Annotated in this window: 15 protein-coding genes; 6 read left to right on the plus strand and 9 right to left on the minus strand. The window is 40.1% G+C overall.

The window, feature by feature from the left end; all coding sequences use genetic code 11:
- Positions 1-216 precede the first annotated feature (216 nt).
- The 5 genes from MSMAS_RS17655 (at position 217) to MSMAS_RS17675 (ending at position 4,209) form a co-directional block, all read left to right on the plus strand.
- Complete coding sequence (locus MSMAS_RS17655; RefSeq protein WP_011033288.1) at positions 217-765, plus strand: pyruvate ferredoxin oxidoreductase subunit gamma; 549 nt, start codon at positions 217-219, stop codon at positions 763-765.
- Positions 762-1,094, plus strand: coding sequence for a pyruvate synthase subunit PorD (gene porD, locus MSMAS_RS17660; RefSeq protein ID WP_011033287.1), 333 nt, complete (start codon positions 762-764; stop codon positions 1,092-1,094). Before MSMAS_RS17655 ends, porD begins: the two co-directional genes overlap by 4 nt.
- Positions 1,094-2,302 (plus strand): pyruvate synthase subunit PorA, encoded by a 1,209-nt coding sequence (gene porA / locus MSMAS_RS17665; RefSeq protein ID WP_011033286.1) that lies wholly within the window; start codon positions 1,094-1,096, stop codon positions 2,300-2,302. The genes porD and porA overlap by 1 nt, the downstream gene beginning before the upstream one ends.
- Entirely contained in the window at positions 2,299-3,189 is an 891-nt protein-coding gene (gene porB, locus MSMAS_RS17670) for a pyruvate synthase subunit PorB (protein WP_011033285.1), read from the plus strand. Before porA ends, porB begins: the two co-directional genes overlap by 4 nt.
- Positions 3,190-3,471: 282 nt before the next feature.
- Positions 3,472-4,209 (plus strand): DUF7507 domain-containing protein, encoded by a 738-nt coding sequence (locus MSMAS_RS17675; RefSeq protein WP_048046881.1) that lies wholly within the window; start codon positions 3,472-3,474, stop codon positions 4,207-4,209.
- 962 nt (positions 4,210-5,171) lie between these two features.
- Here the strand turns inward: MSMAS_RS17675 and MSMAS_RS17680 are convergent.
- From MSMAS_RS17680 to MSMAS_RS17725, 9 genes are all read right to left on the minus strand, one after another.
- Entirely contained in the window at positions 5,172-5,627 is a 456-nt protein-coding gene (locus tag MSMAS_RS17680; RefSeq protein WP_011033282.1) for a hypothetical protein, read from the minus strand.
- Positions 5,628-6,261: 634 nt separating this feature from the next.
- The gene (locus MSMAS_RS17690; RefSeq protein WP_011033281.1) at positions 6,262-7,086 is read right to left on the minus strand and encodes a metal ABC transporter permease; all 825 of its coding nucleotides are present in this window, start codon (positions 7,084-7,086) and stop codon (positions 6,262-6,264) included.
- 48 nt (positions 7,087-7,134) lie between these two features.
- Positions 7,135-7,899 (minus strand): metal ABC transporter ATP-binding protein, encoded by a 765-nt coding sequence (locus MSMAS_RS17695; RefSeq protein ID WP_011033280.1) that lies wholly within the window; start codon positions 7,897-7,899, stop codon positions 7,135-7,137.
- Positions 7,900-8,016: 117 nt separating this feature from the next.
- Entirely contained in the window at positions 8,017-9,003 is a 987-nt protein-coding gene (locus tag MSMAS_RS17700) for a metal ABC transporter solute-binding protein, Zn/Mn family (protein ID WP_011033279.1), read from the minus strand.
- 199 nt (positions 9,004-9,202) lie between these two features.
- A complete protein-coding gene (locus tag MSMAS_RS17705) occupies positions 9,203-9,652 on the minus strand; it encodes a metal-dependent transcriptional regulator (RefSeq protein ID WP_011033278.1) in 450 nt (149 codons plus the stop codon).
- A 300-nt stretch (positions 9,653-9,952) separates the two neighbouring features.
- Entirely contained in the window at positions 9,953-11,293 is a 1,341-nt protein-coding gene (locus MSMAS_RS17710) for a GntP family permease (RefSeq protein ID WP_226987709.1), read from the minus strand.
- 72 nt (positions 11,294-11,365) lie between these two features.
- On the minus strand, positions 11,366-11,995 hold the full coding sequence (locus MSMAS_RS17715) for a chemotaxis protein CheW (RefSeq protein ID WP_015411743.1): 630 nt from the start codon (positions 11,993-11,995) through the stop codon (positions 11,366-11,368).
- A 185-nt stretch (positions 11,996-12,180) separates the two neighbouring features.
- Complete coding sequence (locus MSMAS_RS17720; RefSeq protein WP_048046883.1) at positions 12,181-14,250, minus strand: methyl-accepting chemotaxis protein; 2,070 nt, start codon at positions 14,248-14,250, stop codon at positions 12,181-12,183.
- A gap of 274 nt (positions 14,251-14,524) precedes the next feature.
- On the minus strand, positions 14,525-14,905 hold the full coding sequence (locus tag MSMAS_RS17725) for a response regulator (RefSeq protein WP_048046886.1): 381 nt from the start codon (positions 14,903-14,905) through the stop codon (positions 14,525-14,527).
- A gap of 1,426 nt (positions 14,906-16,331) precedes the next feature.
- On the opposite strand from MSMAS_RS17725, the gene MSMAS_RS17730 reads away from it, so the two are divergent.
- Positions 16,332-16,697 carry a response regulator gene (locus MSMAS_RS17730; RefSeq protein WP_015411741.1) on the plus strand — a complete coding sequence of 122 codons (366 nt, stop codon included), beginning with the start codon at positions 16,332-16,334 and terminating at the stop codon, positions 16,695-16,697.
- Positions 16,698-16,741 lie beyond the last annotated feature (44 nt).

A 16,741-nucleotide genomic window follows, 5' to 3' on the forward strand; every position in this document is an offset into this window, starting at 1 on the left:
ATTACATAGGGGTAAGTCAACCCCCTTAAACTGACAAGTATTATATATAGAAATTAACTTCAGGTTAACTCAATTAACAATAACTCAGTTAACAGCAGTGTGCTGACAACTAAATCATAAGTATGCCAAACAGACTGCCGAGAACAGTGAAAATTTCAAACAAATGATAGAAAACCTAAATTAAACCTTAAAAACGCATTATAAAGGAGAATCCAGATGAAGGAGATCAGAATACACGGTCGAGGAGGCCAGGGTTCTGTTACTGCTGCTGAAATGCTTTCTGTTGCAGCTTTTGAAGATGGAAAGTTCAGCCAGGCCTTCCCCGCTTTTGGGGTAGAGCGAAGAGGTGCCCCTGTGCAGGCATTCACAAGAATCAGTGACAGTCCAATAAGGCTCAGAAGTCAGATTTACGCCCCGGATTATGTTATTGTCCAGGATGCCACTCTGCTTGAAACTGTTGATGTTGCAAGCGGAATAAAAGATGACGGAATCATCATAGTTAACACCACAGAAAAGCCAGAGAGCCTCAAGCTTAATACGAAAGCAAAGGTAATGACCGTGGACGCTACAAAAGTAGCAATGGACGTTATGGGTATTCCTATCGTAAACACTGTCCTTCTCGGAGCTTTTGCGGGCGCAACTGGAGAGATTAATGTAGAGTCAATCCAGAAAGCCATAAGGGCTCGTTTTTCCGGAAAAATCGGAGAAAAGAATGCAAAAGCAATTCAGAAAGCCTATCAGCTGATCAGGGGGGAAGAAAAATGAGCTCTAAAACAGAACAGGACCGCAAAATTCGTCCAGAAGTGCTAAAAACAGATCTGGAAAAAAACGGTTTAAATATTTCGCGCTGCAGAACATGCAAACCCGGTTCAACACTTAAAAACAAAACCGGTGGCTGGAGAAACTTCCGTCCCGTATATATTTACGAAAAATGTACCAAGTGCGGAATCTGTGAGATGGTGTGCCCTGACATGTCTGTAAAGCCTAGAGAAGATGGCTTTTTTGAATATGATTATGATTACTGTAAAGGTTGCGGCGTCTGTGCAAATGAGTGCCCTGCAGACGCAATTGAAATGGTTCTGGAGGAGAAATAATGATTAATCCGGCATACAAGGGAAAAATGGTTGTTGTAGAAGGCTCCTATGCTGTGGCCCATGCTACAAAAATCTGCCGCCCAAATGTGATCTCAGCCTACCCGATTACTCCTCAGACTCATATTGTTGAAAACCTGTCTCAGTTCATGGCAGACGGAGAAGTCCCCAATTGTGAGTACATTAATGTGGAATCAGAATTCTCGGCAATCTCTGCCCTGGTAGGAGCCTCCGCAGTAGGCGCAAGAACCTATTCAGCCACCACCTCACAGGGGCTTCTGCTCATGCATGAAGTGCTTTTTAATGCTTCAGGAATGAGGCTCCCGATTATAATGACAGTGGCAAACAGGGCAGTTGGTGCTCCAATTAACATCTGGAACGACCACCAGGACTCAATTGCTCAGAGAGATACAGGCTGGCTTCAGCTCTATGTAGAAGATGTTCAGGAAGCTGCTGACACCCTTCCTCAGATCTACAAGATCGCAGAAGACAGTGACATCATGCTGCCAGGTATGGTCTGCATGGACGGTTTTATCCTGTCTCACGTCTACGAGCCTGTTGTCCTGCTTGAGCAGGAACTGACAGATAATTTCCTTCCACCTTTCCATCCCGAAAACATTCTTGACCCTGAAGATCCTCAGACTTTCGGAGCCTTTGCAGCCCCGGATACTTATGAGGAGTTCAGGTTCCTGCAGGAACAGGCAATGCAGAAAGCTCTTCCGAAGATTGAATCTGTTGCTAAGGAGTTCGAAGAAATTTTCGGCAGGTTCCATGGAGGGCTTATTGACGGGTACCATCTCGATGATGCTGAAATAATAATCATGTCTATGGGCTCTATTCTAGGGACTGTTAAGGATGTTGTTGACCAGTACAGGACACGGGGAGAAAAGGTCGGTGTCTTAAAGGTCAGGTCCTTCAGACCTTTCCCGGTAGAGCAGATTCGCGAGGCTATTAAGAACGCCCACGCAGTAGTTGTGCTCGACAAGAACATTTCAATTGGTACAAATGAAGGAGCCCTCTTTACCGAAACAAAGTCCTGTCTCTATAACAGCAAGATCCGCGTCCCTGTAGTGGGTTATACTGTGGGGCATGGGGGCCGTGACATTCGTGCGGAAAGCATCGCCAAGATTATTGAAGAAACCAAGAAAGTTGCAAAATCCGGAATAACGGTCGAGAGCCAGTTCCTGGATCTCAGGGAGGAGTTGCTATGAGTAAAGCTGCACCTAAAACATATCTTGCCTCCGGGCACAGCGGCTGTGCAGGATGCTGTGACGCCTTTGCCGCAAAGTTCACACTCATGGGCGCAGGCCCAAACTGTATTGTGGTTAACCCTACAGGCTGCCTTGAAGTAATGACCACTCCTTTCCCGAATTCTGCCTGGCAGGTTCCATGGATCCACTCCCTGTTTGAAAACGCAGGTGCAGTGGCTTCAGGTGTGGAAGCTGCCCTGATAGCCCTTGGCAAAAAGAATGATACCAAGGTCATATCAATAGGTGGCGACGGCTCTACTATGGACATAGGGATCAGGTCTCTCTCAGGCGCCTTTGAGCGCGGCCATGATTTCACCTATGTGTGCATGGACAACGAAGCTTACATGAATACAGGGATTCAGCGCAGCAGCGGAACTCCTTTCGATGCCAGTACAACGACAAGCCCTCCAGGAAAATTCTCTTTCGGAAATCCACGTCCAAAAAAGGATATGGTTGCCATTATGGCAGCCCATGGCTCTCCTTATGTTGCAACAACCTCAATCGGCTACCCGAGAGACATGATTCGTAAAGTCAAAAAAGCCACAGAAATAGTTGGCCCGACTTATATCCACGCCCATGCTCCCTGTACTACAGGCTGGGGTTTTGATACGTCTAAGACCCTGGAAGTTGCCAAGCTTGCAGTGGAAACCTGTCTCTGGCCCATGTACGAAATGGAAAACGGAGAAATCACACAGGTCAGAAAGGTCAAAGACCCGAAGCCAGTCGAGGATTATCTGAGAGTTCAGAAGCGCTTCAAACACCTCTTCACAATGGAAGGCGGTGAAGAAGAAATCAAGAAAATCCAGGCTATGGCAGATTGGAACATAAAACACTACGGACTTCAGTAAAAACTGAAGTTCTACTTTTTTGATTTATTTTATTTTCTTTCTTTTTGTTTTCTTATATTTCCTTTCAGTTTTTCTCTTCGGTTTTTAATTTTTCGATCGACTTCATAGCTTCAGCACCCGAATCTTACAACCACCTGACTGGTGGCGGAGCCTACGATAATCGAACCATTAGTGTGGGTAAAAATGTCGTAGAATCATTACAGAGTGGAGACTTTTCCTGTGGAAACATCGTCACTTTTTTTGCACTTGTAACAGTAGACGACACTCCAACAGCAGACAACTATGAACCTCAGACTAAACCCGATAGAAAAGAAACACGATTACTGTATATATAAATCAATAATCGGAGCCGATGAAGCCGGAGATTGTGTAATCAACAAAGCTGGAGACATAATAGAATATCAGATACTTGTAAAGAATGAAGGCAATGCGAACCTGACAGGAGTTTCGGTAAGCGACCCGATGATTACACTGGCAGGCCCGATAGGAGACGATGTTGATCCTGGAGTGTTAAACCCGGGTGAAGCCTGGAAATTCCTCGGAAACTATACGGTAACCAGCGAGGATATTAATACTAATGGTGGAGGAGACGGGTTCATAGAGAATAAGGCAACCGTAACCTGTAATGAGCTTCCAGAAGAGAGCAGCAGTGTGAAGCAGATGATCAAACTCTCTTCAAACCAGGAGGATAATGGTGGAAGCGATGAAAACAAAGGAAACGGTGGAGACAATGACAGTAAAGATGACACTAAAAAGGGTGGAAACGGTGATAGCGCCCGTGTCATCCCCAGAACTTCCACCAGACCAGACGATGTGAACGGAAACACAGAGAAAGAAACTGGCAATATAGAGCTTGAACCTGATATTAAAAGCTTTGAGCAAAAAGACGGATATGTAGAGGCAGGTATTGAAAAGGAGCCAGAAAAGAAAGAAAACACAGGTATACCTGAGTTTTTAATCTATGGCATAATCGGGCTACTTGCAATATTCCTGCTTGTAAACCTGTATAAAAGAAAATAAAAATAGCATCAGATAAAAAAATTAAAACGGGTTTGATTTAGAAAATAACTGGATGAAGGCATAATTCCTGAAAGCATAATTCCTTCATCTAATTTACTAATTTTTATTCAGGGTCTAAATTAAATTGAGGAAATGATATCTTTTCTGGATTTGGGTAAATTCGAGTGAAAGATTTAAGCATTCGAGAATTGGGTAAAGGTATTTTTCCGAAATTTATTCTGACAGGCTTTACAATGAAATTAAGAACTTTCACAAGCTTATCGAAACAAAATATTCAACTTCAGAATTACCGGAAAAAATTTCATGTTGCTGGAAAATTTTACAATTAAAAGCTAAGAAGAGAAATAACCATTGTGAGCAAAATTAAAATCGATATGTTGATTGATGGTAGGCATCTGTTTTATAATGCCGTTTTTAAATTACCGTTTTTTAAATTACCGTTTTTTAAATTACCGTTTTTAAATTACCGTTTTTTAAATTACCGTTTTTAAATTACCGTTTTTAAATTACCGTTTTTTAAATTACCGTTTTTAAATTACCGTTTTTTAAATTACCGTTTTTAAATTACCGTTTTTAAATTACCGTTTTTTAAATTACCGTTTTTTAGGCTGCCGTTTTTCACAGATGCCTTGCACGCCAATGTCTTTGTATAAATATAAAGATACGGATGTACTGAAAATCAAATATAAACTTTTAGAGGTACTGTAAATTATTGAAAGAGTAATAAATGAAACTTAAATTGTAAAGACAAAAAGTTCAATAAACTGATAGAAAAAGGATAGAAAATGAATAATGAAGAGTAGAAAAAGGATAAGAAAAGGTAGAAAAAGAGTAGAAAGGAACAAAAAGAACTAAGAGAAGTAGAAAAAGAATAAGGGAAGGCAGAAAAAAAGTGAAAAAAATAGAAAAAAAGAAAGTTGCCTGGAAATTAAAGTTGCCTGGAAATTAAAGTTGCCTGGAAATTAAATATCAACAAGAGGCAGCTGTCTTCTGAGGTCTGGCAGATAACCTTCTCTGTGCAGAGCGATCTTATAATCACTTATTGATCTGCAAATTTTTTGTGTATATTTTATACAGTCTGTACCCACTTCCCCCTTAAACAGCAGTTTTTCAATCTTTTCGATGAATTCCGGATATGTAAATATAAGTTCCTCTTTAGTATGCAGGAAAAGGGCCGCAAAGTCCCTGTGGATGCCCATACTTCTTTTAAGCAACTCAACGTTAAGGTGGTCTTCCGAGAGGTAACTGTTGAACTTCACAAACGTGTAAAAGTCTGCGATATTCTGGTTGAGGGAGTTAAGTATCGAGTACAGCACATTGTCTGTTTCCGGAAGAGGAATATCCGGAAGGTTGAGGTTTTCACCGTCAAAAATTTCGTTCTCTTCTATATTTTGATCCCGGGTTGTTTCGCGGTCCATTTTATCACCCTGGTATGGCGTTTTATAGTTTAGATTTTATAATTAGTTTTTTAGTTCAGGCAGTCACGATTTAATGCCAGACGGAACAGGTATTTACGGAACAGGTATTTACCTTTTTAAGGTGGCTTTTCCGGATACACCTACTGGACCTGTATATAGGAGGCGCAAATATATCGGTTGAAGTGTATCCAAGTGATCTGCTCTGCGCAGGTTGCCTTAACCTCTGCAAGCATATCGCTTCCCCACTTGAAGCGGCTTTGAGGGATTTCACATGGAGCGTTGGACTCCGTTTTTGGATTTCATTTTTGAATTCCATTTTTAATTCCTTTTGGGAAACCGTTTTTACATTACTTATTTACATCACTTAATTACTCCAGAGATGCCGGTTTTAAAGCTGGTCCTGAAGTCGTATAATTTAAAATTGATTTAACGATTAGGCTTCTTGCATTTTACCATATATAAAATTATGTCTTAATAAAACTGACCAAATATAATTTTATAGAAATCTGTATACGGCTCTGCCAGAAAATATGTTCAAATATATTAATACTGATATATGCTGGAATAAATATTTGAGCTTTTATATTCCAACCCGTCCTGATTGAGAACCCTAAAAAATTAATTTTAGAATTTTTCAGCTTTTAAAAGCATTTTTGTCTTTGAACATTTCCGTCCCTACAGCTACAAACCCATAAACAAAACTTAACACCAGAATAATAGTGGCTCCTGACGGAACGTCCAGAATATAGGATAGACCTATTCCTGCGACACTGATAACAGCCCCAAAAGCGGTAGATATGAGCATCATTTTCTTCAGGTTATGAGTAAACTTGCGGCTAATAGTGGCAGGAATTGTTAGAAGAGCTATTACAAGGATGATTCCCACAACTTTGATAAGAACCACAATTGTAAGGGCAATAATACAGAGCAGGAAAAGGTAAAGTTTGTCAGTGGGAACGCCCTGCACAGTTGTAAACTCCTCGTCAAAACATAAAGCAAGGAACTCCTTATAAAATAGATAGACTGCACCTACTATGATGATATCAAGAGCCAGCATAAGATACAGATCCAGGCGGGGGACTGTAAGGATGTTTCCGAAAAGGTAGGTCATCAGATCCGGAGCATATCCTGGAGTGAGATAGACAAAAATAACTCCCAGAGCCATTCCAAGAGACCAGAGTATACCTATTGCACTGTCCTCAGGGATTTTTGACTTCTTGCTTACGGTACCCATAACGAGAGCTGACAGAAGGCTGAAAGGGAGGACTCCATACATTGGATTGATACCAAGGTAATATCCAAGTCCCACTCCTCCGAATGAAGCATGGGCAATTCCCCCGCTGATAAAGACAATCTTTTTAACAACAACATATGAGCCTATTATTCCGCAGGCAACACTTGCAAGGACTGCGGCTATAAGGGCGTTCTGGATGAAAGTATATTGAAGAAGATCAAACATTTTTCATTTCTCCTTTAGAGACTGTTTTTCGAACCTGATCCTTGATCTTCAGGGACTCTCTTTATGCCTCTCAAGCACTCTGTGGGGCACTCCGTGAGCAATAAGTTCTACAGGACACTGGTAGGTAGCTTCCAGGTCTTCAACCGGGATCTCTTTTGAATTATGGTAATGAAGAGTACGGTTCAGGCAGGCTATCCTGTCCACATAAACAGAAACTGCGCTGAGGTCATGTGTGACCATAATGATCGCCATTTCCTGCTTGAGCCTGTTCAGGAGCCTGTAGAGTTCGTCCTGCATATGGGGGTCAAGCCCGGAGTTAGGCTCGTCCAGAAGCAGGAGTTTGGGTTTTGTGGCAAGTGCACGGGCAATAAAAACCCTCTGCCGCTGCCCACCTGAGAGCTGCCCTATCTGCCTGTCTTTAAGATTAAACATCTCCACGGTTTTCAGAGCTTCTTCAGCAGCTTTTTTGTCTTCCTCACTGTACTTTTTCAGAAAACCCGTATGGCTCATCCTTCCTGTCAGGACTACTTCCCATACGCTGATCGGAAAATCAAAGTCAAAGCGTCTGTACTGAGGGACATATCCTACAAGATCTCTGCTTTTTTCGGGAGGCTTCCCAAAGATCTTCACATTGCCTTTATAAGGCTTCAGGAGCCCGAGGAGCACTTTGAGGAGTGTGGTCTTTCCTCCTCCGTTAGGTCCAATTATCCCGAGCAGCCCATTGGGCTCTTTCAATTCCAGATTCACGGCTTCAAGGATTATCTGGTTTCCATAGCGAACCCAGACATCCTCCAGCTCTATAACCTTCTCCATTAACCTTCCTTCAGATTATCGTTTTTATCTTATCCCGAATTATGTTCTTTTTATATTTAGATGTAGAACCTGAACGACGATTTTATCAATAATTTAAGTGAAAGCCTGTTCACGATATTACACCAGGTTTCTGGCAAAGATATCAGAGACGCTGTCCATATTCTCAATATAATTCTTTGCCAGAGGATCAACAGCTACAACTTCTCCTCCGATTTCCTGAGCTAAAACTTCCGCGCTCCTCGTGCTGAACTGAGCCTGGACAAAAATAACTTTGACATCCTTTTCTTTTGCAAGGTCCACAAGTTCAGTAAGATCCTGTGCACTCGGCTCTTTTCCTTCAATTTCGACGGAGATCATGTTAAGCCCATAATCTGCAGCAAAATAGCCCCAGGAAGGATGATAAACCATGAAATTTTTTTCTTCTTTTCCTTCAAGTTTTTCCCGGATCCTCGTATCCAGAGCATCCAGCTCTTCAAGATAAGCATCTCTATTCTGGGCATAATAAGCTTCATTTTCAGGATCGAGCTCTACAAGCCCTTCATAAATCTCTTCGACCATTATCTTTGCATTTGAAGGGGATGTCCATATATGAGGGTCCAGTTCTTCATGATTCCCCTCACTTTTGTTTTCATGCCCGGTTTCCAGCTCCTCATCATGTCCTTCTTCCCCTTCATGATGGTGATATCCTTCAAGCTTTTTCAGTTCGATTCCTTCAGAGCAGTTTATAATGAGAGTATCGCTATTCATAGACTCGAACCTGTCAATCCAGACTTCTTCAAAAGGCATCCCAACCCCTACTGTTAATAACATGCTGGCTTTGCTGATTTCCTTGACTTCCTTTGGAGAAGGTTCATAAGTATGAGGATCTGCCCCGGAAGGAACTATAACAACTGTTTTTACCCTGTCTCCTCCGACTTTTTCTACGAACTCAGCTTGAGGGACAACGCTTACGGCAACTATTATGGGTTCTTCGTTTCCTGAAATTTCAGCTCCCTGTCCTGTACTCCTATTATTCCCTGAATCTCCGGCATCCGTACATCCACTTACGAAAATACTCAGACCAACAATCAGAATTACCAGCAGAGGTATGATTTTTAATTTCATTGTTAAACTCCTTTATAATTTCAATTTTTTTCTTTGGCGCAGTTAATTTTTTTGAAGATCAGATGGAACTGACATATAAAAGATAAATTTGATAGCACCCAAAAATTTGATTTATTCGAGGCATATTTTGGCATAACACCAAACTTATATCAGGACCGGGTAAAAGTCGTCATCCAGATCTGATCCAGACTGGGAATCATTAATGGTGATGCTCCTCAGGAAAACATTTCTCGTGGCTTATTTCTCCGCAGACGCCAACCATCGGATGGCCCATTGAACTGCAAATTTTGTTTACCGAATTCCTGGAAACAAAAGCTTCAAAACGAGAAACTTCAGCACATGCTTCCTCTGTAGAAAGACCGTAATGAGTAAAGAGAAGGCTCAAAATCCTGTGCCTCCGAACAAGAAATTCTGCATATGCCTTTCCCATGTCAGTCAGGTCCACACCCCTGTATGGAACATGGTTCAGATAGCCAGCAGTTGCAAGTTCATTTAAAGTTTTGCTTGTTGTTGAAGGGTCGACCTGCAGGCAGGAGGAAATTTCTGTAGTCTTTACAGTGCCTCTTTTTTCAAAAATAAATTTGAGGTAATCTACCTTCCTTGGAGAGAGCTCAAGGCCTGTAAACTCTGGATAATTCTGCTCATTCATATAGAGAAATATAAAAAACTGGTATTTATTGTTTATCATACACCAAATTAAAAGCTAAAACTTTTACTATATCAAAATTTGAGAGAATCCACGGACTCCGGGCTAAAACAAAATACAGAATATAAATACAGAATACAAAATATAAAATATAAATACTAAATATAAATGAAAACAGGATGAAAAATATAAAAAACTACAGAATAAATGAAAATATAATGTAAAAGAAAACACATAGCATAAAAATTAATTATTAAAAAATATCTAATACTACAAATAAGATATAAAATTCTTTAAAAAATATCAGTAAAAGAAAAAATATATTCCGGAGACGATCAGAAAGCTTACTACTCCCATAAGGGCGTTTCCAAGTGTATTTGACCTGAAAACCTCAGAGGGTGTCAGTTCTGCGAGTTCTCCGAAAATCCAGAAAAACGGGTCATTAACGTGTGAAATCATAAAAGTGCCTGAAGCCATTGAAAGGATCAAAATTTCCGGAGGGAGTCCAAGCTCAGGGACAAGGGGGAGTAAAAGGGACGGAGCGACGAGCATCGTTACAACTCTTGAGCCCTGCACTGTTTGGAGGGCTGCTGCAACAAGAAAAGGCACAAGAATATGAGGCAGGTTGAACTGCAGGAAAAACTTTCCAAGGGCTTCCCCTGCTCCTGTCATGGCAAGAGTTGCACCAAGAGCTCCACCCCCACAAAGGTCGAGCAGGACAACACCGCTTCTTTTTATGGCTTTTTCGACCTGGACCCTTATCATTGGAAGTCCCAGCACTCTCCCGGAAAAAATAGAAAGAAGGACCCCAATAAGTAATGCAACATTCGGATTTCCCAGAAAGGTGAATAGAGTATTAGGATTATTTAATACAGCCTCGAAAAGGATGAGAAATAGAGGAATAAAAATCGGAGCATAAGCTTCAAACCTTCCTGGTTTTCTATTTTCTGTCCTTTGCAACGCACCATTTTCCTGTGACAGGTCTTTTTTCTCCTTTACAATGGTTTTTTCCCGTATTACCCCACCCTCATTCATTCCGGAAACTTCAGCCTTTCCAAGACTCCTCGCATAAAGATATCCTGAAAAAGAAGTGGGAACAGCGGTAAGAAATCCCAGTAGAATAAGCATATCCCTGTTTGCTGAAAGTTCTTCTGCTGCCGAAATGATCACAGGGGAAGGATAAACCAGATTAAATGAAGCAACGGCTCCCAATGCAAGTGCAGTTGCAGTGGAAATCGGGGGGTAATTGAACCTGGAAGACAGTTCTTTTGCTATCGGGATAAAGATAACGTAAGCAAGGATATAGCACATTGTTGGCACGGAAAAAAGAAATCCAAGAAAGCTCAGGGCAAGCAGGGGATTTTTGAAAAAGCGCGTAATGTCAGAAGCTATTAAAGACATTCCCCCGGTTTTCTGGAGCAGAAGTCCGATGATGCTCCCACTCGTAATAATAATGGCAAAACGGGAAAAAACGCTTCCCAGTCCTTCAGTAACTGCTTCGATAGTGCGTATGGGCTCTCCTGCAAGAATCCCTGTTAGAAGAGATACAAGAACAAGACTAAGGAAAGGGTGAAGCCTGAATTTTGCCGTAAAAAGCAGTATGGCTATAAGTGCGAAAAGGAAAATGAGGACAGGATGCATCATATTCCGGCTCTTATGGAATTATAAATTGCTGATAATGGGAAATGAATCCCGGTATATCTTACTTATAGACTCTTAAGTGTTCTCCTCCGGAGATTCCTTGAAAGATGAAGAGGGAGATGATGATGAGTAAGAACTGGACGGAGAGGAAGAAGAGGAGAGGGAAGGAGAAGAAGGAGAAGAAGGAGAAGAGGAAGAAGAACTGGAAGAAGAAAGCTGGTTCAGTTCATCAACCTCTTCTTCTCCAAGAACCCTTGCAAGGTTAAGGAGAATAAGAAGCCTGTTCCCTGCTTTTCCAACTCCGGTCAAATATTCCGAATTAATTTTTGATTTAATCATATCCGGAGTGGACTCGATAGAGGAAAGGGGCAATTTTAATATACCGTTCACGGAATTCACAAGCATTCCTATTGTCGTATCTTTAACTTTAACTATAATAATTTTAGAAAGGCTGTCACTTTCTCTGGGGCTGAAACCAAGGCGCCGGTTGAGGTCTATTACCACGACAATTTTTCCCCTCAGGTTAATAAGCCCTTTTACACATTCCGGAGCCTGAGGAATCCGGGTGATTTTCGAAATCGGAATGATTTCGGAGACCTGCATGATATCAACTCCGAATTCTTCTCCTGAAAGTTCAAAACTCACCAGCTGAAGTGATTCTTCAGAGGATGATGAACTTTCCTTTTCTATCGTATCCTCAAACATTTCAATTCCCCGGGGGCTTCAGATTTTAAGCGGCTTACTGGCCCAATCCGTTTTATCCAGAATCATTTAATCAGTTGTTAGACAACCCGTCTCAGTAGACCTTATTTGACAAGTTTTTTAGCCTGAAATATTTAACTGATTCGTTTTAGCCAGCCTTATTTAACCAGTTCGGTGGGCTGAAACATTTAGTCAGAAATATTTTCTGACTCACCTTTCGAATTTCCGAGCCTGAACTTTTCAGTGACTTTTTTCATCTTCTCGCCAAGCAAAGAGAGGTCGTTAGCCATGCTGGCAAGCTCAGCCATTGAGGCGCTCTGCTCTTCCAGGGCCGCGGCAGTTTCCTGAGTCCCTGCAGCGGATTGTTCGGATATGGAAGATATATCCTCCAGTGTAGAGGTGATTTCTTCAATGGACGCGGACTGCTCTTCTGTGGCGGCTGCAACATCCTCTATCATATTGGTGATCTCGTTGATTGTGGAAACGATCCCTGTAACCATCTCGACCTCTTCGCTGACTGATAATGAACCATTCTTTACATTCTTCTTACTTGCATCTATGCTTTCAACCGTATCACTGATGCTTTCCCTGATTTCATCGATCAATCTGGAAATATCCTTAGCTGCGGTTCCGGACTCTTCAGCAAGTTTGCGGACTTCATCAGCCACCACGGAAAATCCTCTGCCGTGTTCCCCTGCACGTGCAGCTTCAATTGCGGCATTCAATGCAAGCATATTGGTCTGGTCTGCAATCCTTGTAATCAGAGTTATAATTTCATTTATTTGTTGAGATTTTGAGTCAAGGTCCTTTATAACAATTTCAGTTTCATCGACAGAAGAACTTATAAGGTCCATTTTTAACAGGACATCCCTGGAGACATTTCCAATATTATAAACGGTATCATTTAACAGATTTGTGCTTTTAGAAACTTTCTGCGTATTATCCGCAATTTCCTGAATATTATGGGTCATATCCTGCATCGCATGAGTTATATCAATAATTTTCGTGCTCTGTACTTCTGCCCCGTTAGATATCTCGGCTGCTGTTTCTGAAATTCTCCTTGATGCAGATGCTACTTCTTCGGAAGAGGCAGACATTTCTTCCGAAAGTGTGGCAAGATGCAGTGATCCTTCCTGAATTTCTTTAATCAAGCTGCACAGGTTTTCAACCATCGTTTTAAAAGCCTCCGAGAGCTGAAAGATCTCGCTTCTGGAGGAACCTTTAATATCAACGTCAAGGTTTCCTTCAGAAACCATATCAGAAGCCTCAAGCAGTTCGTTGATGGGCTTTCTGTAAATATTCATAATTACAAAAACAAGTAAACCGCCGATAAGCAATGAAAGGAAAGTTACCAGAAAAATTTTGTTTACGGAATTTGTAATTAGCACATCCAGTTTTTCTTTCTGGTCAGCACTGGCGGCTTCAGCCACTTCTCCAACTCTTGTGGCTATAGACATCATATTTTTCTCTTCGAGCGTTTTTCTTTCTTCCAGAACCTTAAATTGCTCGAAATCTGCCTGGAAATCTTCGGCACTTCTAAGTATCTCATTCCCTGCAGCAATATTTTCCGGCCTATCCATCCTCCTGTTTAAGTCTGTAGAAAGTTCAATAATTTCTTCCATAAACACATTGAAATTATCTGCATATTGCTGGTCGGGGCTCATAGCATAATTTTGATACTCATTTTGAGCTTTCATTGTCAGTACAATTATCCTTTGAGCGCTCTCGGCATTGGAAAATTTTTTCTCGAGGGTCTCATTTGAGTACCCGGCCTCAAATTCCTCTCTGTACTGGACCATCTGATTTTTAGAAAGCTTATCTGCGTTTATGATTAGAATTTCACTATCATTAACAAGTTTACTCCTTACCTTAGCCTGTTCGTCTTCTGCTTCAACATATCTGTTAAAAGTTTCATTGAATTCCCTGGAAGCTTCAAGGACAAGATCCATTCTGTCACGGTTCTCAGGGTCAAGGTAGCCTATGTATATCACTTTGGATATCTCTGCCTGTGTGGGCACAAAACTGAGATAATGATAAACTTCTTTTTTGTAGGCAGGATCGCCGTGAATAACATAGCTTTCTTCAGCTTGCAGGGCGTCCTGCATATTATTCATGATAAAAGTCATATTCTGGATAGCCCGGCTCTTCTTATCAACTTCGTTCATGCCCTGATAACCTGTATAACCTACAAAAAAGATCAAAATCAGGAGTAGGGCAAACCCTATCACTACATGCCCTATTTTTGTACTTTTATACATCTTTTTTCACCCGTGCTTCCAGCATCTTAACTTCTGTAGTCTATCTGCCTAAAACCGGATACAGATAATACCTGTAAAAGACAGAGACACACATCTTCAGAAGGCTTTTATCCAGATTTCCCAACAACTGCTCAATATAGAGTATTTAAGAATTCATAAATATTATGATCCTTTAAAAGAGTAAGAAACTTAAAGGGTAAAAACCTCAAATAATGGGGGAACCGAATAACCAGTTTCATCAGAAGTGTTACTTCTGAAGTATACTCAGGATAACTTAATGGGGAGAATTCATTACTGTAAGAAACTCCTTGACCTGCGATCCAAATCTATCAAAATTAATAGGTTTGGAAAGAACTGCATGACATCCGGCTTTAAGAAATTCCTGCCTACTTTCAGGATCACAATTCCCTGTGACAGCGACCACCTTTATACTTTCTGTATCAGGATTGCATTTTATCCGCTGAAGCAATTCAAGTCCATGCATTTTTGGGAGTTCCATATCCATCAGTATGAGATCAACTTTAACCTTGCTGAGGACTTCCAGTGCTTCAAAGCCGTTTTTTGCCTTTATCGGGTCATATCCGCAGGACTTCAGAAGGTCGGATTCAACAACAAGATTAAGCAAGTTATCCTCAACAATCAGGATTTCAGGCATTTAATCACTCCTGTATCTGCTTGAAGAATTCTCTGATTGGGTCCTTCATACAGAGGTACTTATTTTAAAGAAATTTTTATTCTAAAGAGGGTATTTTTCTGAATCTAGTTTCGCAATTAGTAGGGGATAAACTTCTCAATTATCTAACTTCTTAACTATAGGGAATAAATATCCGATTAATCTGATAAAATTCCATTAAATATTCTTACAGCTTTCTATGGAAAGCGGATGTGTTCCGTACTACCCTTCTGGATATAAAATTTAAGCATAAATTTTAAGCATAAATTTTAAGATTTAAATGTAAATGGGTTGGGATTTAAAAGCCTAAGTACAAACACCTGCAACTAAATTTTAACACTAAGTAAAGGAATTCAGTGCAAAAACAAGTCATTTAGTTCCAGTGTGATTCTTTGTATGGAAATAATGTTGATTCTTTGTATGGAAATATTACGTGAGAGTCAATTCCCCAACTTATAAAAACAATATAAATCCCCGTAGAATATAAAGTTATTTATTAAGATATATAACATTATTTTAATATAAAGATTGAAAATAGGATAGTTGATGCTTGGTTAGATAATTTTTATTTAGGCAATCCTTACTTAGATTTTAGATAATTTTATTTAGGTAATCCTTACTTAGATTTTAACAATCTTTACTTAGATTTAGATAATCCTTACTTACATGATTCTTATTCACATATATGCTAAGGCAGAGCCAGCTCTATATTTTATAAAAAGAGCTCTTTCAAATCTTCCACCGGTTCTATGCAACCGAGACAGACGGCTTTGAATAAATATAGACAAAGAATAATAAAATTTTACTAAAATTTATTAACACACAAAAAGCCAGAATAGAAGCAGACAAAAACAAAAAAAATTGACGAAGATAATTAAAAAAGTTTAATATAGCTGTTTTCGTATATACTTTTTCATATTAAGAAAAAAGAATTGATAATCAGAAAAACTTGTGTTAACTGTATATGTTAGCATGTATGCATCTTCTTAAAAATTCTCTGATTTCATTCCAGCTAAAAACTTTCAGTTACTGTTTAACACAAATTTTCAGTAATCATCTTAGAGATTCAACGTTAATAAAGATTCCAAGTTGTTGAAATTCTAAGCATTTAATTCTGAACTATTTAAATTCTGAACTATTTAAATTCTGAACTATTAAATTCCAAGTTACTGAAATTCTAAATTGTTATTTTCGAGATCGTTCTCTGTTAATAACAGGTTTGAAAAATAAAAACGCGATTATAAATCGGCATGTTTATACTGAATTCGAAAGTATTTTTAAAATGAAATACGGTCAGGGAACTTCAAAAATCACTGGATTTAAATAAAAAATAATATTTAACATAGAAGTGAAAAGTAATACGCACACAAAAACTGTCACTTACTTAGCAAAAATAGGAAGGTTTAGAATGGCAAGGGTAATGATCGTGGACGATGCCGAATTTATGCGAATGGTAATTAGAGATATCCTCCTGAAGCACGGACACGAGGTGGTTGCCGAGGTAAGTGATGGAGAAGAAGCAGTTCAGACGTATCTGGAAGTAAAACCTGATCTTGTGTTAATGGACATAATAATGCCTGATATGGATGGCAAGGAAGCGCTACAAAAACTTCTTTTAATAGATCCTGCCGCAAAAGTGGTAATGTGTTCTTCTCTTGGGCAGCAGGCTCTGATAACCGAATCTATGAAAATAGGAGCTATGGGTTTTATAGTGAAACCTTTTGAGCCGGAAAGCATGCTTGATGTAATTAGAAAAATAGCCGAACCAAATTAACCTGCCAGACTAACTTAACCTTGCAGAACCAGGTTACATTGAAA

It is taken from the genome of Methanosarcina mazei S-6 (genome assembly GCF_000970205.1).
Classification (GTDB): Archaea; Halobacteriota; Methanosarcinia; order Methanosarcinales; family Methanosarcinaceae; genus Methanosarcina; species Methanosarcina mazei.